20 protein-coding genes are annotated in these 19960 nt (G+C 70.8%); 13 read left to right on the top strand and 7 right to left on the bottom strand.

Annotated features, from left to right (window positions below):
* Nucleotides 1-27: 27 nt before the first annotated feature.
* The 4 genes from AB0M35_RS06860 to AB0M35_RS06845 form a co-directional block, all read right to left on the bottom strand.
* Entirely contained in the window at nucleotides 28-963 is a 936-nt protein-coding gene (locus AB0M35_RS06860; RefSeq protein WP_363742472.1) for a DUF368 domain-containing protein, read from the bottom strand.
* A 93-nt stretch (nucleotides 964-1056) separates the two neighbouring features.
* Nucleotides 1057-3582 carry a polynucleotide kinase-phosphatase gene (locus AB0M35_RS06855; protein WP_363742470.1) on the bottom strand — a complete coding sequence of 842 codons (2526 nt, stop codon included), beginning with the start codon at nucleotides 3580-3582 and terminating at the stop codon, nucleotides 1057-1059.
* Between the two features lie 68 nt (nucleotides 3583-3650).
* The gene (locus tag AB0M35_RS06850) at nucleotides 3651-5078 is read right to left on the bottom strand and encodes a 3' terminal RNA ribose 2'-O-methyltransferase Hen1 (RefSeq protein WP_363742469.1); all 1428 of its coding nucleotides are present in this window, start codon (nucleotides 5076-5078) and stop codon (nucleotides 3651-3653) included.
* Nucleotides 5079-5169: 91 nt separating this feature from the next.
* Nucleotides 5170-5382: a hypothetical protein gene (locus tag AB0M35_RS06845; protein WP_363742466.1), complete on the bottom strand. Its 213-nt coding sequence runs from the start codon at nucleotides 5380-5382 to the stop codon at nucleotides 5170-5172.
* A 153-nt stretch (nucleotides 5383-5535) separates the two neighbouring features.
* On the opposite strand from AB0M35_RS06845, the gene AB0M35_RS06840 reads away from it, so the two are divergent.
* Together AB0M35_RS06840 and fbaA are read left to right on the top strand one after the other, a co-directional pair.
* Complete coding sequence (locus tag AB0M35_RS06840) at nucleotides 5536-5919, top strand: phage holin family protein (protein ID WP_363742464.1); 384 nt, start codon at nucleotides 5536-5538, stop codon at nucleotides 5917-5919.
* Nucleotides 5920-6084: 165 nt separating this feature from the next.
* Complete coding sequence (gene fbaA / locus AB0M35_RS06835; protein WP_363742460.1) at nucleotides 6085-7110, top strand: class II fructose-bisphosphate aldolase; 1026 nt, start codon at nucleotides 6085-6087, stop codon at nucleotides 7108-7110.
* Nucleotides 7111-7221: 111 nt separating this feature from the next.
* Here the strand turns inward: fbaA and AB0M35_RS06830 are convergent, their stop codons facing one another.
* Nucleotides 7222-8469 (bottom strand): hypothetical protein, encoded by a 1248-nt coding sequence (locus AB0M35_RS06830; protein ID WP_363742457.1) that lies wholly within the window; start codon nucleotides 8467-8469, stop codon nucleotides 7222-7224.
* A 251-nt stretch (nucleotides 8470-8720) separates the two neighbouring features.
* Here AB0M35_RS06830 and AB0M35_RS06825 point away from each other — a divergent pair, with 251 nt between their 5' ends.
* The gene (locus tag AB0M35_RS06825) at nucleotides 8721-9149 is read left to right on the top strand and encodes a DUF3151 domain-containing protein (protein WP_363742455.1); all 429 of its coding nucleotides are present in this window, start codon (nucleotides 8721-8723) and stop codon (nucleotides 9147-9149) included.
* Between the two features lie 165 nt (nucleotides 9150-9314).
* Here the strand turns inward: AB0M35_RS06825 and AB0M35_RS06820 are convergent, their stop codons facing one another.
* Nucleotides 9315-11504, bottom strand: coding sequence for a chromosome partitioning protein (locus AB0M35_RS06820; protein WP_363742453.1), 2190 nt, complete (start codon nucleotides 11502-11504; stop codon nucleotides 9315-9317).
* Between the two features lie 69 nt (nucleotides 11505-11573).
* Nucleotides 11574-12569 (bottom strand): hypothetical protein, encoded by a 996-nt coding sequence (locus AB0M35_RS06815; protein ID WP_363742450.1) that lies wholly within the window; start codon nucleotides 12567-12569, stop codon nucleotides 11574-11576.
* A 124-nt stretch (nucleotides 12570-12693) separates the two neighbouring features.
* Between AB0M35_RS06815 and AB0M35_RS06810 the strand changes: the two genes are divergently transcribed.
* The 10 genes from AB0M35_RS06810 to AB0M35_RS06765 all read left to right on the top strand — a co-directional run bounded on the left by AB0M35_RS06810 (nucleotide 12694) and on the right by AB0M35_RS06765 (nucleotide 19956).
* Nucleotides 12694-13983 (top strand): adenylosuccinate synthase, encoded by a 1290-nt coding sequence (locus AB0M35_RS06810; protein WP_363742448.1) that lies wholly within the window; start codon nucleotides 12694-12696, stop codon nucleotides 13981-13983.
* Nucleotides 13984-14031: 48 nt separating this feature from the next.
* Nucleotides 14032-15279, top strand: coding sequence for a phosphoribosylamine--glycine ligase (gene purD / locus AB0M35_RS06805; protein ID WP_363742446.1), 1248 nt, complete (start codon nucleotides 14032-14034; stop codon nucleotides 15277-15279).
* Nucleotides 15280-15388: 109 nt separating this feature from the next.
* Nucleotides 15389-16018, top strand: a complete 630-nt coding sequence (locus AB0M35_RS06800) for a MauE/DoxX family redox-associated membrane protein (protein WP_363742444.1) — start codon at nucleotides 15389-15391, stop codon at nucleotides 16016-16018.
* Between the two features lie 354 nt (nucleotides 16019-16372).
* Nucleotides 16373-16912: a hypothetical protein gene (locus tag AB0M35_RS06795; RefSeq protein ID WP_363742442.1), complete on the top strand. Its 540-nt coding sequence runs from the start codon at nucleotides 16373-16375 to the stop codon at nucleotides 16910-16912.
* Complete coding sequence (locus AB0M35_RS06790) at nucleotides 16912-17424, top strand: hypothetical protein (RefSeq protein WP_363742441.1); 513 nt, start codon at nucleotides 16912-16914, stop codon at nucleotides 17422-17424. Before AB0M35_RS06795 ends, AB0M35_RS06790 begins: the two co-directional genes overlap by 1 nt.
* Entirely contained in the window at nucleotides 17421-17975 is a 555-nt protein-coding gene (locus AB0M35_RS06785; protein ID WP_363742439.1) for a hypothetical protein, read from the top strand. Before AB0M35_RS06790 ends, AB0M35_RS06785 begins: the two co-directional genes overlap by 4 nt.
* Nucleotides 17976-17977: 2 nt before the next feature.
* A complete protein-coding gene (locus tag AB0M35_RS06780; protein ID WP_363742437.1) occupies nucleotides 17978-18166 on the top strand; it encodes a hypothetical protein in 189 nt (62 codons plus the stop codon).
* A gap of 18 nt (nucleotides 18167-18184) precedes the next feature.
* Complete coding sequence (locus AB0M35_RS06775) at nucleotides 18185-18742, top strand: hypothetical protein (protein ID WP_363742435.1); 558 nt, start codon at nucleotides 18185-18187, stop codon at nucleotides 18740-18742.
* Between the two features lie 90 nt (nucleotides 18743-18832).
* A complete protein-coding gene (locus AB0M35_RS06770) occupies nucleotides 18833-19342 on the top strand; it encodes a SigE family RNA polymerase sigma factor (RefSeq protein ID WP_363742433.1) in 510 nt (169 codons plus the stop codon).
* Nucleotides 19339-19956, top strand: coding sequence for a hypothetical protein (locus tag AB0M35_RS06765; RefSeq protein ID WP_363742431.1), 618 nt, complete (start codon nucleotides 19339-19341; stop codon nucleotides 19954-19956). The genes AB0M35_RS06770 and AB0M35_RS06765 overlap by 4 nt, the downstream gene beginning before the upstream one ends.
* Nucleotides 19957-19960 lie beyond the last annotated feature (4 nt).

The following is a 19960-nucleotide window of genomic DNA, read 5'->3' as shown; positions in this document are numbered from 1 at the left end:
CCCGTGGGCAGCCACCAGGCGGCGGTGTCAGCGCAGTTGAGGCGTCTCGTACGCCTCCTCGGTGAGATCCCGGGCGGCACGGCGAAGCCGACGACGCTCGGCGATGACCATCGCCGTGACCACGGCGACGCCGACCAGGAACAGCGCGACGATGGGCAGGATGTTCTCGCCCGGCGCGTGCAGGTTCCGCTCGTCGGACTGCCATGGCCAGAGTGCCCGCAGGCTGCCCAGCAGAGCACCGGACATGACCGCGAGGGTCATCCGGCGGTGCTGCTCCAGCAGCCATTGGAGCAGTTTGACGAAAAGTGACAGGCCGATCACCATGCCGGTCGCGAAAATCGCCAGATAGCCGAAGTCGCGGTCGTTCAACGCGGTGATCGTCGGCTCGTAGAGGCCGACGGTCAGCAGCAGGAACGACCCGGACACTCCGGGCATCACCAGGGCGCAGACCGCGACGGCCGCCGCCACCAGCACGATCAGCGGATGCGGATCAAGGGTGGCCTGCGGCAGGCCGGTCAGCGCGAACGCGGCCACTGCGGCGAGGACAAGGGCGACGATCTCCTTGCGTTGCCATGGCGCGCCGACCATCGAGATCGGCACCAGCACCGAGGCGAGCACCAGCCCGAGGAAAAGCCCTCGGGTCTGCTCCGGATAGCCGGTGAGCAGCGGTTCGAGGGTCTTCGCCGCGATGAGCAGACCGGGCAGCATGCCGATCAGCAGCGGGACGACCACCTCCCAGTGCACCTGGCGTAGCTGGTGCCGGGCGCGTGTCCAGCCGCGCCCGCGTGGCAGGTCCGATGCCGCATATCGGACGGCGCTCACCACATGGCCGGCGGACGCGATGACCCGCTCGTACACGCCGGTGACCAGTGCGATCGTCCCGCCGCTGATCCCCGGTACCGCCTCGGCCACGCCGATGGCAGCTCCGCGTAGACCGTGCCCCACCCGTTCGCCCAATGCCATGAACAATCCGTTCCGTCAATCGCCCGACCCGACCCGGATGGCCTCCGGCGCGGTCACCCAGGCTACCGGTACGTCGTTCACCGGCCCGTCGGGTCACAGTCGAGGGTCGACCGGCTCGGATTCGCAGGCCAGAATCGCGAAGACCAACTCGTGTCGGCGCCACAGCGGTGCACCATCGGCCAGGGCGTCCAGCGCGGCCAGCCCGAGCGCGTGCTCGCGCAGGGCCAACCCTCGCTTGCGGCCCAGTGACCGGCGCCGCAGCGCGGCCAACTGGCCCGGCTCGGAGTAGCTCGGGCCGTAGATGATCCGCAGGTACTCCCGTCCTCGACACTTGACCCCCGGCTGGATCAGCGCACCCCGTTCACTGCGCGCCGCCGGGCCCGCGTACGGCTTGACGACCATGCCCTCACCGCCGTCGGCGGTCAACGCGAGCCACCAGTCCGTGGCGGCGCGTACCGCCTCGGTGTCGGACAGGTCGACCACCTGACGACGGGTGGACGTGAAGAGCTCCGGGTCCGCCGCGCAGAGCCGGTCGGCCAGGGCGAGGTGCCAGCCGTGATCCCGGTCGGCGTAGCTGGTCTTCCTTGCCGCCAACACCGCGAACGGTGCCAGCGTCACGCCGCGCAGGCCGTCCGTCGGGCGCACGTACGCGCGATAGGCCGCCGTGTAGGCGAGCATGTCATCCCGCTGAACGGCGATCCGCTCGCGTAGCACACCGACGTCCAGCCCACGGTCGGTCGCCGCGTACAGCGCCGTCAACGCTGCCGGCAGCGCCGCCCGACCGGCGGCGCCGACGCTCGCGTACTGCTCGCGGATCAGGCCTTCGGCCTTGGCCGACCAGGGCAGCAGCTCGCAGTCGAGCAGCAGCCAGTCGGTGTCCAACTCCTCCCAGAGCCCGGCGGCGGACACCGCCGCGCGGACCCGGGCGAGCAGTTCGGTGTCCAGCGGTCCGCCGAAGAAGGGCCGACCGGTGCGGGTGTGCACCACCCCGCCGCCCGGCCCGAACGGGCCGCCGTCCGCCTCCCGGCAGACCAGCACGACCGCGCGGGATCCCATGTGCTTCTCCTCGCAGATCACCCGGTCCACCCCGGCCGCCCGGTAGTCGGCGAAGGCCTCGACCGGATGCTCCAGGTAACCATCGATGTTCGAGGTCGAGCAGGGAGCCATGGTCGGCGGCAGCCAGACCAACCAGCGCGGGTCGACCGCGAACCGGCTCATCACCTCCAACGCTGCGGCAGCGTTCTCCGCGGGCACCGTGAGCGAACCGTACGGATGCTCCACGTGCCGCCGGCCGGTCACATCGGTCAACTCCAGCACCTCGTCGGGCCGGGCCGGGGCGGCGGTCAGCGGACGGACCGGCGCGTACCACTCACGCTCCGCCGGCACCGCGACCAGTTCCCGTTCCGGGTAGCGCAGCGCGGTCAGCCGGCCGCCGAACACGCAGCCGGTGTCGATGCAGATGGTGTTGTTGACCCACTCCGGCTCCGGGGTGGGGGTGTGACCGTAGACCACTGTCGCCGAGCCCCGGTACTCGCGAGCCCACGGGTAGCGCACCGGCAGGCCGTACTCGTCGGTCTCGCCGGTGGTCTCGCCGTACAGCGCGAACGCGCGTACCCGGCCGGAGGCCCGGCCCTGGTAATCCTCCTTCAGCCCGGCGTGCGCCACCACCAATCGGCCACCGTCGAGCACGTAGTGGCTGACCAGGCCGTCGACGAAAGTCGCCACCTCGGTGCTGAAGTCATCCGGCTCGGCGGCCAACTGCTCCAGCGTCTCCGCCAGGCCGTGGGCCACCTTCACGTTGCGCCCACGCAGCTTGCGCAGCAGCTTCTGCTCGTGGTTGCCCGGCACGCAGAGTGCGTGCCCGGCCGCGACCATGCCCATCACCAGGCGAAGCACGCCCGGAGAGTCCGGGCCGCGGTCCACCAGGTCACCCACGAACACGGCGGTACGCCCCGCCGGGTGCGTGGCGTCCACCGCCCGGCCCGCCTCGTCGCGGTGCAACTGCCAGCCCAGCCGACCGAGCAGCGACTCCAGTTCGGCGCGGCAGCCGTGCACGTCACCGACGATGTCGAACGGCCCGGTCAGCTCCCGCCGGTCGTTGAACAGCCGCTCGGTGCGGATCTGCGCGGCGTCGATCTCGTCGACGCCCCGCAGCACATGCACCTTGCGAAAGCCCTCGCGGGTCAGCTGGGAGTACGTCCGACGCAGGTCGCGGGACATCCGGGCCAGCACCTGCCGGCCGAAGTCCCGGTCGGCTCGGGCCTCGGTACGCGCCCAGGCCAGCGCCTCCGGTACGTCCAGCACGATCGCCACCGGCAGTACGTCGTGCTCGCGGGCCACCCGGACCAGGGCGGCCCGGGCGTGCGGCTGGAGGTTGGTCGCGTCGACCACGGTCAGCCGACCGGCCCGCAGCCGCTTGCCCGCCACGTAATGCAGCGCGTCGAAGGCTTCCGCGGAGGCGGACTGGTCGTTCTCGTCGTCGGCGACCATCGCCCGAAAGGCATCGGACGAGAGCACCTGGCTGGGGGCGAAGTGCCGGCGGGCGAACGTGGACTTGCCCGACCCGGAGACGCCGATCAGCGCCACCAGTGCCAGCTCAGGAATGTCCAGTACAGCCACCCAGTCCTCCTTGAAAGGAAGGGCCCCTTGTTAACGCCTCCGGTAGAGCGGGGGCCCCTTGTCAACACTCAGATTCGGGTGAGTACGGCCAACTGCGTCGGCGCACCGACCTGCGGATCCTCGTCGCCGATGCCGCGTACGACGGCGGAGTAGCCGTACGTCGCGCAGACCCGGTCCACCCAGCCGGCGAACTCGGCACGGGTCCACTCGAAGCGGTGGTCGGAGTGCCGGAACGCACCCGCCGCCAGACCCTCGTACCGCACGTTGTGCTCGACGTTGGGCGTGGTCACCACGACCGTGGTCGGCCGGGCGTAACCGAGGACCGCGTCCTCCAACGCCGGCAGCCGAGGGGGGTCGAGATGTTCGATGACCTCCATCAGTACGGCGGCGTCGTACCCGCGTAGCCGTTCGTCCCGGTAGGTCAGCGCGGACTGGTGCAGGGTGACCCGGTTGCGCTGACGCTCGGGGAGCCGATCCAGGCGCAGCCGGCGAGCGGCCAGGCCGAGCGCCTGGGTGGAGACGTCGGTGCCGATGATCTCGGTGAACCGGCGGTCCCCGATCAGCGTGGCCAGCAGCGCACCTGCGCCGCAGCCCAGATCCAGCACCCGCCGGGCACCGGCCTCGACCAGCGCGGCGTGCACCGCCTCCCGACGCCGTGCGGCCAACGACGCCCGGGGTGTCCCCGCCTGGCTCGGCACCTCCGACACGTCGTCGTCGGTACCCGGCTCGTCGGTGGGGCACTGCGCGGCCAGCCGCTCCAGCGCCCGATCGGTCAGTGCCCGCCGGTGAGCCAGGTAGCGACGCACGATCAGCGCGCGTTCGGGGTGCTCGGCGAGCCAACCGGCGCCGACCCGCAGCAGCTTGTCCACCTCTTCCGGGGCCACCCAGTAGTGCTTCGCGTCGTCCAGCACGGGCAACATGACGTACAGGTGGTTGAGGGCGTCGGCGACCCGGAGCGTGCCGGTGAGGGTCAGATCGACGTACCGGCTGTCGCCCCACTGCGGGTGCCGTTCGTCGAGCGCGATTGCGGTGGCGGTGACCGCCCAGCCGAGCGGGCTGAACAGTCGGCTGGCCACCTCGGCGCCACCCCGGCAGCGCAGCACGGGCACCCGGACCTCCAGCGGAATGCTGGTGGCGGCCAGCTCCGGCCGCTCCCGAGAGTCGCCGCGCAGCGCGGACCGGTACACCCGGGACAGCGCCGAGGCGAGCAGGCTGGATGCGGCGTACGGCCGGTCGTTGACGTACCGCCCGAGGGTGAAGCTCTCCGGGGTCGCGGTCGGCTGCCGCCCACGGCCCCGTCCCCGCGCGGCGGCCAGCTTCGCGGGGTCGACGTCAAGCAGGAGAGCGGCCGTGCAGCGCCCTTCGTCGGCCTGCGGATAGAACACGTGCGCGGTGCCGACCGGCACGTCGAAGGCGTGCGTACGATCGGGATGCTTGACCAGCAGATGACCGAGGTCGGTCGCCGGTCGGTGCGTCGTGGTCAGGGTCAGCAGCACCCGCCAATGGTGTCAGCTCGGTCGATCTTGCGTCGTCCCGTTTTTCGGCCGCCCGTGCCCGAACCGGGCACCACAGCGATGCCGACCAGGGTCAGCGGTAGTCGTCCTCGTCGGCGGCGACGACCCGAGCCTGCTCCATCGCGTCCCAGTCGTCGACCTCCAGGCCGCGGTGCGGCTCGTCTTCGATCTGGCTGGGTTCGATCACGGCGGCCTGCTCGATCGCGTCGGCCGGCTCAGCCTCCAGGTCGCGTTCCTCCGGGCTGAGGTGGTCGCCGGGGGCGAAGTCCTCGTCAGGCTGACCCATTCGGTGCCTCCGGGTAATCGGTGGACAGATTCCACCCACGTTACGGGCTGCGCCCGCACCTCGCTGGTAAGCAGCATGTCGGGCGAGCGAGGGGGGCAGTGCAGTCGGTCGAATCGTCCCACCCGAGGGTTCCCCCGGTGCCAGGATGTTGTCGTGGGCTTCCTCATCCGACTGGCGACAACCGCCGTCGCACTGTGGGTCACCACGCTGATCGTGCCCGGGGTCGACGTGACCGGACGCAGCGGCTCCGACAGCGCCTTAACCCTGCTCATCGTGGCGTTGATCTTCGGGGTGATCAACGCGGTGCTCAAGCCGGTAATCAAGGTGGTGGGCTGCGTCTTCTACCTGCTGACTCTCGGCCTGTTCGCGTTGGTGGTCAACGCACTGCTGTTCCTGCTGACCGACCGGATCGCGCGGGCGCTGGACCTGCCGTTCCATGTGAATGGCTTCTGGGCCGCCTTCTGGGGAGCCATCGTGATGGCGGTGGTCACCTGGCTGATCAGTGTCGTCGTGCCCGACTCGACGGGCCGGCGGTGAACGCTCGGTGCACCGGGCCGGTTGTGCCCGGCTGCGCCAGCTACGGGATACTGCCCGCGGAGGACAGCGCGGTCCGGCGTGCCCAATGGAATCAGGCGCCGTAAACCGGCACGCAAGGAGAACAGCGGCCGCATGGCCGACAGCGGCAAGTAAGGAGCGTTCGATATGCCCATCGCTTCCCCCGAGGCTTACGCCGAGATGCTGGACCGCGCCAAGGCGGGCCGGTACGCGTACCCGGCGATCAACGTGACGTCCTCGCAGACGCTGAACGCGGCGCTCAAGGGCTTCGCCGACGCGGAGAGCGACGGCATCATCCAGGTCTCCACCGGTGGCGCCGAGTACCTCTCCGGCCCCTCGATCAAGGACATGGTCACCGGCGCGGTGGCCTTCGCCGCGTACGCGCACGAGGTGGCCAAGAAGTACCCGGTCAACATCGCGCTGCACACCGACCACTGCCCGAAGGACAAGCTGGACAAGTTCGTCCGGCCGCTGATGGCGATCTCGCAGGAGCGCGTCAAGGCCGGGCAGGAGCCGCTGTTCCAGTCGCACATGTGGGACGGTTCGGCCGTACCGGTCGCCGAGAACCTGGAGATCGCCGAGCAGCTGCTCACCGAGGCAGCCAAGGGCAAGATCGTCCTGGAGATCGAGGTCGGCGTGGTCGGCGGCGAGGAAGATGGCGTCGAGAACGCCATCAACGACAAGCTCTACACCACCGTCGAGGACGGCCTGGCCATGGTGGAGGCGCTCGGCCTGGGCGAGAAGGGCCGCTACATGGCGGCGCTGACCTTCGGCAACGTGCACGGTGTCTACAAGCCGGGCAACGTCAAGCTGCGTCCTGAGGTGCTGAAGCACATCCAGGAGGCGGTCGGCGCCAAGTACGGCAAGGAGAAGCCGCTCAGCCTGGTCTTCCACGGTGGCTCCGGCTCGCTGCTGTCGGAGATCCGCGAGGCGCTGGACTACGGCGTGGTGAAGATGAACATCGACACCGACACTCAGTACACCTTCTCCCGCCCGGTCGCCGACCACATGTTCCGCAACTACGACGGCGTACTCAAGGTCGACGGCGAGGTCGGCAACAAGAAGATGTACGACCCGCGGGTGTGGGGCAAGGCCGCCGAGGCCGGCATGGCCGCCCGCGTGGTGGAGGCCTGCGAGCACCTGCGCTCGACCGGCACCACCATGACCAAGTGACGTACTGACGTCGTGACGACGGCGGCCAGGCTCCTTCCCGGAGCCTGGCCGCCGTCGCTTTGTTAATAAGGGGCCCTTCCTCTACCGGAGGCGTTAATAAGGTGCCCTTCCTTACCGCAGCAGCAGGCGGACGGCCTCGTGAGCGTCGTCGGTGAGGTGCACGGTGTCGGACAGGTCGCCGAAGGGTGAGGTCGTCAGCAGCGGACGCAGCAGCGACTCCACCGGCAGTTCCTCCGTCCAGTAGGTGCGGTCCAGGAACACGTAGGCGCCGCTGGCCCCGTCGGTGCCGTAGTAGGTCTTGGTGGCCGCCTGGAACACCTCCTGCACGGTGCCGGCCCGACCGGGGGCGAAGACGATCCCCCCTCGGGCCAGCCGCAGGATGGTGTCCTCCCGGATGGCGTTCGAGAAGTACTTGGCGATCCGGCCGGCGAACAGGTTCGCCGGTTCGTGGCCGTAGAGCCAGGTCGGAACGGCCAGCCCACCGCAGTGGGCCCAGTCCAGGTCGCCGGTGGCCAGCGCGGTCGAGTCGGCCTGGTAGGCCGCCACCGGGTCGGTACCGTCCGGTGGCGGCGTGACCGACCGGCCGAACAGTTCCCGGACGCGAAGGGCCGCCGCGGTGTAGCGGTCGTGATCGCTGAAGTCGGGCGCGGTGGCGAGCAGGTCGATGGCGGCGGTGAGATCCTCGGCCGGCCGGGTCGACAGGTACGCGCCCAGGTTGGCGGCCTCCATCACTCCCGGCCCACCACCGGTGACCACCAGCCGGTGAGCCCGAGCCAGTTCCCGGCCGAGCACCGCGGCCATCCGGTACGACCGGCTGCCCCGGCGTACCGCGTGTCCGCCCATCACCCCGACCACGGACTGCGGCCCGTGGACGGCCAGCCAGGCGCGGGTGGCGTCGGCGAGGGCGTTGTCCACGCCGTGGTCGTGCAGCCGTTGGCCGAGCGCCTCCCGGACGTCGGGCAACGCCCCGCCGTGCGCCCGGAAGTGCGTGTACACCCGGGTGTCGTACATCGTCTCGAACCCGCCCTCGGTGAAGCCGGCGGCCAGGTCCTCCGGGGTGTAGAGGTGCGGAGGTTGGGTCGGGTACGGCAGCCCGGAGAACGGCGGCACCACGTTCGCGCCGCGCCGGACCAGGTCGGCGCCGACCTGGCGGGAGGCGAAGCGGCAACCGACGAAAAGCGTTCCGGCCACCTCGACGGCGGTGAGGTCGGGGACCGGGTCCAGGTCCAGCCGAAGTCCCTGAACGGTGAGGCCGACCAGGCTTCCGCTGGCCAGCCGCCGGTCGAACTCGGTCCGGGTCTGAATCTCGTTTGTCCAGGTGTGCGGCTCGATGACGTCCGCGGGGGGTGGAGTCGGCACCTGATCATCCTGCCCGGCCCGCTCAACCCTCGCCCAGTGGCCCCGGGGGCCCGGCGACGGTGGGCGGGAGCCCGGCGGCCTGGCCGGACTCCCGCAATTCCGGTTCCTGGGGAGGCTCCGGAGATTCAGTTGTAGTGGATTTCGTCGACCGTGGGCATGGGCCGCAGGCGTGACGGACCTCTCGGCCGTTCAGCCAGCCGGCTTGCCGGACCCGCTCGCGTACCCAGGTTGGAAGCGGGTTGAATGGGGCGATGCAGAACCTCCTACCTGAGCCACCCGCCACGCTCCTGCCCGCCCACGAGGACGCCGACGCCGCACTGGCCACGGCGAAGCAGGCCGGCAGCGACGAGGCGTACGCCGACGCGGCGGGCCGGTTCCCGAGCCACAGTGCCGCGTGGGCCGCGCTGGCGGCTCGGGCCTTCGAGCAGGGCCAGCCCGTCACGGCGTACGCGTACGCCCGCACCGGCTACCACCGTGGCCTGGATCAGTTGCGCCGCAACGGCTGGAAGGGGCACGGTCCGGTGCCCTGGTCGCACGAGCCGAACCGTGGCTTCCTGCGTTGCCTGTACGTCCTCTCCCGGGCCGCCGACGCGATCGGCGAGGCCGACGAGGCCGCCCGCTGCGCCCAGTTCCTTCGCGACTGCGATCCGGCGGCCGCCGACGCCCTCGCCAGCAACTGACCCTCGGCCCCGGGTCGACACCACCGCAGTGATCCACCTGCCCTGAGGGCGGCGGTGACTCCGCCGACCAGCATGATCGCGCTCGATCCCGGATCGAGTGGTCTCCATTGCGCTGGAAGCCACTCGATCCCGGATCGAGCGCGCCGGGTCCACGCCCGGTCCGGGCTAGAGGCCCTCGGCCACCGCTGCGGCGATCTTGAGCCAGGCGTCCCGGGTGGCCGCCGACAGTCCGGCGTACCGGATGGGCTCGCCGGTGTCGATGAGCCGCTCGTACGGAGCCAGCAGCACCGCCCGGGTACGCGCGGCGAAGTGTTCCTGGATCGCCGGCAGATCGATCTCCTTGCGCGACGGCGGCATCGAGACGACCGTGACCGCCTGCCGGACCAGCCGTTGCCGCCCGCTCTGCTCCAGGTGATCGAGCATTCGGGCGGCGGTTTCGGCCGAGTCGTTACGGGCCGACATGGTGACCACCAGTTGATCGGTGGCGTCCATCGCCGCCTGCCAGTTCTGCGCCCGGACGTTGTTGCCGGTGTCCACGAAGATCAACTTGTAGAACCGGCTGACCACTTCGCGGATCTCGCCGAAGGCCGCCGCGGTCAGCATCTCGCCACCGGTCGCGGACTCGTCGGAGGCGAGCACGTCGAACATCCCCTCGCCCTGCGAGCGGACGTACTGCGACAGGTCGCCGACCCGGCCGTGCGCGCCGTGGAACTGACCCAGGTCGCGCAGCAGATCCCGCACCGTACGGGAGTGGAAGTCCTGCTGGGCCCGCATGCCGAGGGTGCCCTGGGTTTCGTTGTTGTCCCAGGCCAGCACGTAACCGCCACGCTTCTGCCCGAAGGTCATGGCGAGCAGCAGGATGGCGACCGTCTTGCCGGCACCACCCTTCGGGTTGACCACGGTGACCTGGCGTAGCCCACCGAAGTTGCGGCGCACCATCTCGATGTCGCGCTTGGTTTCGAGTTCGTGCCGCCCCGGTGGCAGCTTCACCAGGCCAGTCTTGTTGACCACGGCGCGTACCCCCATCGTCGCGACCGGGTCGGTGGGACGTACCTGCCGCCGTCGGGCGAAGTCCTCCGCAGTGGGTGCGCCGCCCGTCTCCTGACTCCAGCCCTGCTCCGCGTACCCGGGGGGCGTCCGGGAGGCGGTCTCCGTCGGCGGGTACGGCCGCTGCGGCACCGGCGGGGAAACCGCCGGCAGGCCCTGCTGCTGCCAAGCGGCCGGCTGCCAGGCCGGCTGCGGCGGGAAGGGCCCGGGCGGCGTCGCGTACGGCGGCTCGACCTGGGGTGCGCCGAGCCCCGGCTGGGGTGCGGCGGGTGGCCCGACGTCGGCCGCTGGTGGCGGCACCTGCGCCGTCGACGTGAAGGGCGGTGGCCCCGGCTGGAGTACGGGGGCCACGGACGCGTCGTGCCCGGCCAGGGTGCCGTGCTGCGCCGTGCCGTGCTGGGCTACGGGGGCGTGCGGTACCGGATCACCGTGCTGGAGTGGCGGGACGACCGGCTGATGCGGGCCGGGCTGCGAGGGTACCGGGGTGCCGGGTAGTGGCGTGCCGGCCAGCGGGGTGCCGGGTGGCGAGGACGGCACCGGCGGGAGCGGCTGGGCCGGCGCGGCCCAGGTGGGAAGGGGCGCACGGTCTGCGGCCCCGGCCCGCTCGCCGGGTTCCGGCGGCGTGGCGACACCGGAGGTGGACCGCTGCGGCGGCTGCGCCCACGGTGACTCCGTCGCCAGTCGGGTCGTCGGCGCCGCGTCGTCGCGGTCCGCTGTGGTGTCGGCCGGAGCGTCGAGCGAGTTACCCGCATCTGCCGGCGCGTTCTCGCTCACGGCACGTGGGCCACTGTCCCGGTCGGGTGCGAGGGAGGTCGGCGGATCAAGGGTGAAGGGCAGGTCCAGGTCGACCTGACCAGACTCCGGCAGCGGCCCGACCGGCACTGCGGCGCGTCCCGCCGCACCCGACGCCGCACCGGCGCTGCCGGCAGCACGCGGTCCCCACGCGCTGTCGTACAGACCCGAGTCCGGACCGGCGGAAACACCCGGATCCGGGTCGGTGGGTGCAGCCGGTTCCCAGCCGGTCGCGGGTGGCCCACCACCGGTCAACGACGGGTAGTCAGCGGGCGAAGGCGGGACGGCCGCCGGGTGCCCACCCGGCATCCCCGACTGGGTGGCTGACGGCATCGGATGGACGCCGGGCGGCGTTACCGGGTGGACGCCGGGCGGTGTGGCGGCGGGTGGCGGGGCATCCCAGCCGGACGCGCCGAAGCCGTCGATCTGATCGGGTGGCCAGAGTGGTTCGATGTCCCGTTCCGGCACCCCATGCTGGCCGGGCACGTGCACCCGGTCGGCGTTCTCGTCCACCACGGTTCCTCCCCATGCCTCCAGCCGAGGATAGGCCCACCAGCCGATCCCGGCCGCCGATGCCGGACGCGATCAGGTCCAGACGGCCCACGCGCCCGGCTCGATCCACCAGGACCGTTTCCGGGTCAACTCGCCCAGCACACCGTCGTCGAGGTAGGGCAGCGCGGCATCGTCCCGAGGCAGCACCGACGCGGCCCGACCGCGTGCCCGGCGTACCTCCAGGCGTACCCGTCGGCGGCCCAGCCGGGACCGGGTGACCACCGGTACGGCCACCGCCACCTCGACCAGCCCGTCGGCCGGGTCCGGGTCGGCGAGCAGAGTGACCTCGTCGAGTCGGGCGTAACCACCCGCGTTGCCGATCGCACAGGCCAGCAGGGGGTCGTCGCCGTTGGACAGCACGGCGTCGTCCACCTCGACCCGGCCGCGCCAGTGCAGCGGTCGCCCGTCCTCGCTCGCGGCACCGAGCAGCGCGCCGTCCAGGGTGACCGAGCCACCGTCGTTGCGCAGCAGATCGAGCCGCCGGGGTGTGCCGTCGAGCACGGCGGCGGCCACCGCCGCCGGGTCGCGGGGCAGGCCGAGCTGCGCGGCCAGGTCGCGGTGCGTCGTGCTGCGGGCCGGGTCCAGCGGCAGTACGCCGATCGGCGGCAGGTCCGGCACGGTCCGGTTGCCGGCCAGGTCCGCCGGGCGGCGGCTGGGCGGTGGGGCGTACCGCCGGACCAGCCGCCGCAGTACGGCGCGCAACTGTGCGTCACCGGCGACGGCTACCACGAGGCGGGTCTTGGAGTCCGGGTCCGGCCAGGTGAGGCCGTCGGGCCGGGCCGGTCCGTCGAGCCGGGCCAGCACGTCGTCGATCTCCGCGTCCGATCGGGCGGTCACCGTCTCGACCCGGGCGCCTCGGGCGGTCAACGCGTCCGCACAGGCCAAAACGGGTACGCGGGGCGTCTCGCAGCGGTCGTCGCGGTCCTTGGCCGCCGCTACGTCGCCGCCACAGCAGGCTTCGCCGCTGCCGCACCCAGGCCCGGGAGCGTCCCGCTCCGAGCCCAGAGTGAGCAGCACCACGTCGTACACGGGTAGCTCCTCCTGCTTTGTCTGCGCGACCCCTGCCGGTCGTGCCGTCACTACTTGTTAACCTGACACCCCGGGCTCGCTGACCGGTCGCCATCTGGCACCCGAGCCTTCTGGAGGCGAGAAGATGCCAGCGATCGTGCTCATCGGCGCTCAGTGGGGCGACGAGGGCAAGGGCAAGGTTACCGACCAGCTGGGTGAGCGGGTCGACTACGTCGTCCGCTACTCGGGCGGCAACAACGCCGGCCACACGGTGATCACCCCGGACGGCCAGAAGTACGCCCTGCACCTCATGCCCTCGGGGGCGCTTTCCCCGAACGCCGTGATCGTCATCGGTAACGGCGTGGTGGTCGACCCGAAGGTGCTGCTCAGCGAGATCGACGGCCTCGCCGAGCGGGGCGTCGACGTCTCCCGGCTACGCATCTCCGGCGACGCGCACCTGATCATGCCGCACCACCGGGCGCTGGACCGGGTGGTGGAGCGCTACCTGGGCAGTTCCCGCATCGGCACCACCGGGCGGGGCATCGGCCCGGCGTACGGCGACAAGGTCGCCCGGATGGGGATCCGGGTGCAGGACCTGCTCGATCCGGGCATCCTGCGCAAGAAGCTGGAACTCGCGCTGCGCGAGAAGAACCAGGTGCTGTTCAAGGTCTACAACCGCAAGGCCATCGACCTCGACGCCACCATCGAGGAGTACCTGGAGTACGCGGAGCGGCTGCGGCCGTACATCGCGGAGACCCGGTCGATGCTCTGGGACGCTCTGGACCGTGGTGACACCGTCCTGCTGGAAGGTGCCCAGGCCACCATGCTCGACATGGACCATGGCACCTACCCCTTCGTCACCTCGTCGAACCCGACGGCCGGTGGGGCGTGCGTAGGCGCGGGCATCCCGCCGACCGCGATCACGAAGGTGATCGCGGTGAGCAAGGCGTACACCACCCGGGTCGGCTCCGGCCCGTTCCCGACCGAGCTGTTCGACGACAACGGTGCTCACCTGCGCAAGGTCGGCCACGAGTACGGCACCACCACCGGCCGGGAGCGTCGGTGCGGCTGGTTCGACGCGGTGGTCGCGCGCTACGCCTGCCGCCTCAACGGCGTCACCGATCTGGTGATCACCAAGCTGGACGTGCTCACCGGCCTGGCCACGGTCCCCATCTGCGTCGGCTACGAGATCAACGGCAAGCGCGTCGACGACATGCCGATGACCCAGACCGACTTCCACCACGCCACCCCGATCTACGAAGAGCACGACGGCTGGTGGGAAGACATCACCAAGGCTCGGACCGAGGACGACCTCCCCGAGAACGCGAGGCGCTACATCGCCCGCATCGAAGAACTCTGCAACACCCAGGTCTCGGTGGTAGGCGTAGGCCCCGGCCGCGAAGAAAACGTGACCCGTCACCCCCTCCTCCCCTGACAGCCACCCCAACTTTCCTTGTCGCGGGGATGGGTAGGATTCCGGGTCGTGCGGGTTTTGTTGCTGGGTGGTGGCGGGCGTGAGCATGCGCTCGCGCTGCGGCTTGCCGAGGATGCGTCCGTTTCGGAGTTGATCTGCGCGCCGGGTAATCCGGGGATCGCGCAGGTCGCACAGCAACGGCCGGTGGACATCGTCGATCCGGGCGCCGTCGCGGCGCTCGCCGTCGAGGTGGCGGCGGATCTGGTGGTGATCGGGCCGGAGGCGCCGTTGGTCGCCGGGGTCGCCGACGCGGTACGCGCCAAGGGCATTCCGGTCTTCGGGCCGAGCGCCGAGGCGGCTCGGCTGGAGGGGTCGAAGACGTTCGCCAAGGACGTGATGACCGCCGCAGGCGTACCCACCGCTCGCGCGTACACCTGCACCGACGCCGAGGGTGTCGGCAAGGCGCTGGACGAGTTCGGCCCGCCGTACGTGGTGAAGAACGACGGGCTGGCGGCCGGCAAGGGCGTCGTCGTCACCGACGACCGGGCGGCGGCACTGGAACACGCACGTGAGTGCGGTCGAGTGGTGATCGAGGAGTATCTCGCCGGTCCCGAGGTGTCGCTGTTCGTGGTGACCGACGGTGAGGCGGCGGTGCCGCTGCTGCCGGCGCAGGACTTCAAGCGGGTCGGCGACGGCGACACCGGCCCGAACACCGGGGGCATGGGGGCGTACGCTCCGCTGCCCTGGGCCCCGACCGGTTTGGTCGACGAGGTCATGCGCGACGTGGTGTACCCGACGCTGGCCGAGATGCGCCGCCGGGGTACGCCCTTCGCCGGCCTGCTCTACGTCGGGCTGGCGATCACCGCCAAGGGCCCTCGGGTGATCGAGTTCAATGCCCGCTTCGGCGACCCGGAGACCCAGGTCGTGCTGGCTCTGCTGGAGACGCCGCTGGCCGGGCTGCTGCACGCTGCCGCCACCGGCACGCTTGCCGAGCACTCTCCGCTGCGCTGGCGCTCCGGCGCCGCCGTGACCGTGGTGGTCGCTGCCGAAGGTTACCCGGCCAAGCCGCGTACCGGTGACGTGATCACCGGCGCGGACGGTCCCGGGATCATCCACGCCGGCACCCGTCGGGCCACCGACGGCCCGTTGCTCTCCGCCGGGGGTCGGGTCCTCTGCGGTACGGCCACCGGTGCGGACCTGGCCGCCGCGCGCGACGCTGCCTATCAACTGGTACGCGGGGTCGCGCTGGACGGCGCGCACTACCGCTCCGACATCGCCGCTGTCGCGATCGACGGCGGGGTCGTCGTGCCCAGCTGACTGCCGCCGCTGTTCACGGTCGTCACGCCGGGTCGCCGCTGAGGCTCCGACGTCGTCGCGGTCCATCGGGATCGGTGGTCCTGGTGCCCCGCCGGACGGAGGAGGCACGATGAGCGGATTCTCGGCACTGGTGACTGTGGTGACTGTGGTGACTGTGGTGGCTCTGGGTGGGGCCCTGTTGTTGTTGGTGGCGGGTGTCGGCCATGCCACGCATCCGCAGCGGGTCCGGTCTCTGTTGGCGCGGCAGGGGCTTTTGCCGTCCGTCGTCCGGGCCTGGGTCGGTCGATTGTTGGGCGTCACTGAGGTTGGTGTGGCCGTCGTCGTCCTTGGTGTCGTGCTGCTCGCACCGGGATGGGCCCCGGCTGGGTACGCCCTGCTAGCTGGTGGTTACGCCCTCCTCGCGGTCTACGCCGAGTTGCTTCGCCGGCGTCGCCCCGGCGCACCCTGCGGCTGCCTGGCGGGTGGCCAGTCCACCGGACTGCCGGTGGTGATCCGGGCGTTGATCTTCGCCGCAGCCGCAGCCGCAGCCGCAGCCGCAGCCACGGCAGCCGCCATGGCAGCGGCGGACCCGGTAGCGGCGGACCCGGTAGCGGCCGGGTGGTTCAGCGTGGCGGTCGCAGCAGCCGGTGAGGCGAGCCGACCTGGTCTCGAACTGTGGCTGGCGGCCGGCGTGACGGCCGCAGCCGGCTGGCTGATACCGGAACTGGTCGGCGGCGGAACTGTGGCCAACAGGCGATAGCTGCACTTACCGCAATTCGGGCGAGTCCATATTGGTGGTGCTTAAGGCGGTCCACGGCGTAAAGCCCGAAGTCGTGTTCTGTCGGGGATCGGTCGCATATGGGCATTGCCCTGTATGCCACGCAGGACGGTGGCTGCTCGACGCTGTTGCTACGGTCTGACCACCATGAAGGGAGATCAAGTGCCCGTTCAACATCTTGAGTTGGTGGCACCGAGTGCCGCAGTGGTAAATGTCGAGTTGGCCGAATTTCCCCGGGTTACCAGTGTTGCGGCCCACGTCCGTTTCGCCAGCGGTGCCTACGGGCGCGGATTCCAGATCGGGCCTCGCGGATATCACGATTTCGCCTGTACCTACATGGTTGCCGCGAATCCGGTCGACCGCCTCCTCGTCCACGGCCGCGAGGTCGTCGTGTCGGAGTCGCTCGACAAGCACACCTCGGTCGCCACGCTGATCGGTGACTACCACGAGCTGATGACGGTGTTCGGCGGGCCGGCGCCGCGCCGCGAGAGGCTGGTCGAACTCTTCGCCACGCTGGAGATTACCGACCAGGTGCGCGGGATGGTGGTGCGGCCCAGACGAGAGACGCTGCTCGGCACGATGAGCGAGCACATCGCGCTGTTCGCCGAAGGGCTCGGCTCGTTGTCGATCCCGGGGCCTGCCCACGCCGCCAGCCTTCAGCCGCGCCATCAGGGTGCCCGGACGATGTTCGGTGAGGTGTGGCGCTCGCCGCTGCCCGGCGTCACGTCGGCCACCCAGCTGACCGACTACACGTACACCCTCGGTTTTCCGTCCGCGATGGCGGAGGTGGTCTTCGCCGACGCCGACGACACGGTGTCGGATGCCGACAAGCTCGCCTGGCTGGAGCAGATCAACATTTCCTGGACGGTCGGCTGATGTCGCCGTCGGTGGCGCTGACCATCCTGAACTGGGGCGCCATCCTCATCCTGTTCCTGGCGGTCGGGGCGCTCCTGCGCGAGGTCAGGATGCTCCGGGCGTTGGTGGTCCGCGAGGTCAGCTACTCGTCCGCCGGGCCCGATCTGGTGCTGGGGGTTGCGGTGACGGACGGCGCGGATCGCATCGTGCTCGCCTCGGACACCGGGTGCCCGTTGTGTGGTGCCGTGACGGCCCGACTCGCCGAACTGGCCGGCGCGGCGGGAATCCGCCCGGTGCTGCTCACCTACGAGGAAGTCGAGCAGTGGCCGGTGGCCGTCAGGCAGGAGTTCGACGTGGTGTCGGACCGCGGCGAGTGGCAGAAGATCGCCCATCTGAGCCCGCCGGTGCTGATGGCCGTCCGGGCCGACGGCCGGGTTGTCGATCTCACGCTGCCGGTCGACGTCGGGTCGGCCGAGCGGCAGTTCGACCTGGTGCGGAAGAAGATCGTGCACCGCGAGGGGAGTTCTTCATGACGTTGACGTTCGAGCAGATACCAGACCTGTCCGTCGCTTCGCCCAACGCGTCCCGGAGTACGGCGCTGACCCGACTGCGGGTGAAGCCGCAGCGCCGGACGGTCCTGCGCGGGATCGCGTTCAGCGCGCTCTCGGTGGGCGGTTTCGTGGCGTCCGCCACCGCCCGGTTCTCGTCACCGGCCCACGCCGAGACCGGGCCCGGCGGCCTGACCGGCTGGGATCGCAACGACTGCAAGGACGCCTTCCCGAACGGCTACACGCCACAGAAGGACAACGTGGGCTCGCACACCGCCAAGGCGGCTGCCTGCTTCGGCGGCGCGTACCGGGGCAGCACCTATTGCGCCTCGGGATGGCATCGCTCCGGCACGGTGCGGGACGAGCCGGTCACCTACACCTACAGGCCGGTCTCGAACTCCTGCGGCGCGACGACAAAGAAGAACGCGTGGCGGTGGACCACTCCCGACGGTGTCTGGTGGCGGTGCTCGGACGGGAACACCACGGTCTCGGCCGGCGGCACGAGCAACACCTACTTCACCATCTGTCGGTACTGACCATGCGCGGGTTCCGAAGTGCCGTGCTGCGGCGGCGGTTCTGGCATCCGTACACCGGCATGGCGTGGGTGGTCGGCCTGACCGTGATCGTGGCGGCAGTCGGCCTTGGGTACGACGGGTGGGGGCCCACGGTGGGGCTCGTGGCGGGCCTGGCCCTGACGGCCGGGTTCGCGACCAGCGGCTCCACTTGAAGCAAGAACTCAGCCGCCGTGCTGAGCTCGCCGGTCTGGCGAGGTTTCCCTGCTTTCTACTTCTGTCTCGGGCTCGTCGCCGGTGGGGTCGTCATCGCGGCGGCCCTGCTGCTGATCGGCTCCCTGCTGCGGGCACCGCTTCCGCCGCCGGTGCGGGTCGGGATCGTGCTGGTCGCTGCCCTGCTGGTGACCCTGCGTGAACTCGGTGTGCTGCGCTTTCCGCTGCCGGAGAACCAACGGCTGGTGCCTGAGAGCGTCTTCCGGCTGGGCCGGTTCGCCGGACCGTTCCAGTTCGGCCTGGAGATGGGCACCGGCGTACGGACGTATCTGCCCAGCGGGTTGGCCTATCTGACCGCGGTGGTGCTGCTGCTTCTCGCCACCCCGGTGACGGCGGTCGCCGCCGGTGTCGGGTTCGGCCTCGGCCGGTCGCTGATGACGGCGTCGGCCCTGCATTTCGACGACGCCGGTGGCTGGAACCTGGAGTGGGGCTACCGGTCGACGGTGGTCAGGAGAGTCCTCCTGATCGCCTACCTGACCGCCTTGGCGGTATTGATCTCGTCATCATTGCCCGCGTGAGCCGTCGGCCGGTCGTGGTCCGACCGGCCGACCGGACCCTCCTGCAACAGAACGCCGTGCTGGCGGCGTACTAGTGGCGAGGGAGGTGGAATGGAAGCCGACGAGTTCGAGACGTTCGTCCGCCAGTCCACGCCGGCGTTGCGTCGGTACGCGCGTGCGGTAACCGCCGATCCGCATGAGGCGGAGGATCTTCTCCAGGAGACCTACGTGCGGATGGCCGGCGCGTGGCACCGCCTGCTGGCCGACGGCAACCCACTCGGGTACGCGAAGACCGCGATGGTCCGACTGCACGTCAGTTGGATGCGGACGCTTGTGCGCCGGGCACGGATCGCCCCACCCGCCCGGCCACAGGTCGCCGACGGCGGACTCGGCCGCGTCGACGACCACGACCAGCTTCGTCGGATGTTGGCCGATCTCCCACCCTTGCAGCGGGTAGTGCTCGTCCTGTCGTACCTGGACGACCTGACCGACGAGGCGATCGCCGAGGCCATCGGGCGGCGGCCGTCGACGGTGCGCTCGCTTCGCCATCGAGCCCTTGGCGCGATCCGCGCCGAGTTGCCCACCCACGCCGGTGTTGTTGATCGGGAGGTAGCGGGATGAGCGACGTGCGGCAGGCCCTTCGTGCGGTCTGGGATTCCGACCCCGACCACTATCCGGCCGGTTCCGATCCGCTCCCGGGCGTACGTGCCCGGCTGCGTCGACGTCGGCGTGCGCAAGCCGCCGGGGCCGGGCTGGCCCTGTCTGCCGTGGTCGGCATCGGGGCGTTCGGTGTCATGCTGGCCGAGCGCAGCGAGACACCGCCGACCGGCGCCACCACCGCCAGTCCGACTGACTCCGCCGGTCCCGCCCAGCGAGATCTGCGGGGTCTGCCGTCCTACCTGGAGTCGGTCGATGCCACCGAGGCGGTGCTGAAGTCGGAGCTACCGCAGTTGGTCCCGACCGGAGTCCGGGCGGCGTACGAGGGAAGCGGTCCGGTGACCCGGGTCATCGCGGTGTTCGACTTCACTGCACCGACCGGCCTGCCCGGAACGCCGCGCGAGGTCACCGTGCCGAGCGGCGCCCAGGTGCTGACCACGGACGACCCGGTGACGTCGACGGCGTACCTGACGGCGTGGCGGCCCGATGGCAGCTCCCTGTTCCTGGCCGTGACCGCGGCCGAGGTCGAGGAACGGTCCGCGGCGATCGACGCCCTCATCGAGGCCAATCTCGGCTGATGTT

The sequence above is a fragment of the Micromonospora sp. NPDC051196 genome (assembly GCF_040682415.1).
In the GTDB taxonomy this organism is placed as follows: Bacteria; Actinomycetota; Actinomycetes; order Mycobacteriales; family Micromonosporaceae; genus Micromonospora.
The sequence above is the reverse complement of the archived record's forward strand: the minus strand, read 5'-3'. Positions and strand labels throughout refer to the sequence as shown.

What these genes read in the sequence shown, in the direction of transcription:
- fbaA (WP_363742460.1), top strand. Translation starts at nt 6,085, where the DNA reads ATGCCCATCGCTTCCCCCGAGGCTTACGCCGAGATGCTGGACCGCGCC.
- AB0M35_RS06785 (WP_363742439.1), top strand. Translation starts at nt 17,421, where the DNA reads ATGACGTTGACGTTCGAGCAGATACCAGACCTGTCCGTCGCTTCGCCC.
- AB0M35_RS06780 (WP_363742437.1), top strand. Translation starts at nt 17,978, where the DNA reads ATGCGCGGGTTCCGAAGTGCCGTGCTGCGGCGGCGGTTCTGGCATCCG.
- AB0M35_RS06810 (WP_363742448.1), top strand. Translation starts at nt 12,694, where the DNA reads ATGCCAGCGATCGTGCTCATCGGCGCTCAGTGGGGCGACGAGGGCAAG.
- AB0M35_RS06825 (WP_363742455.1), top strand. Translation starts at nt 8,721, where the DNA reads ATGCAGAACCTCCTACCTGAGCCACCCGCCACGCTCCTGCCCGCCCAC.
- AB0M35_RS06795 (WP_363742442.1), top strand. Translation starts at nt 16,373, where the DNA reads ATGGTTGCCGCGAATCCGGTCGACCGCCTCCTCGTCCACGGCCGCGAG.
- AB0M35_RS06770 (WP_363742433.1), top strand. Translation starts at nt 18,833, where the DNA reads ATGGAAGCCGACGAGTTCGAGACGTTCGTCCGCCAGTCCACGCCGGCG.
- AB0M35_RS06860 (WP_363742472.1), bottom strand. Translation starts at nt 963, where the DNA reads ATGGCATTGGGCGAACGGGTGGGGCACGGTCTACGCGGAGCTGCCATC.
- AB0M35_RS06790 (WP_363742441.1), top strand. Translation starts at nt 16,912, where the DNA reads ATGTCGCCGTCGGTGGCGCTGACCATCCTGAACTGGGGCGCCATCCTC.
- AB0M35_RS06845 (WP_363742466.1), bottom strand. Translation starts at nt 5,382, where the DNA reads ATGGGTCAGCCTGACGAGGACTTCGCCCCCGGCGACCACCTCAGCCCG.
- AB0M35_RS06765 (WP_363742431.1), top strand. Translation starts at nt 19,339, where the DNA reads ATGAGCGACGTGCGGCAGGCCCTTCGTGCGGTCTGGGATTCCGACCCC.
- AB0M35_RS06800 (WP_363742444.1), top strand. Translation starts at nt 15,389, where the DNA reads ATGAGCGGATTCTCGGCACTGGTGACTGTGGTGACTGTGGTGACTGTG.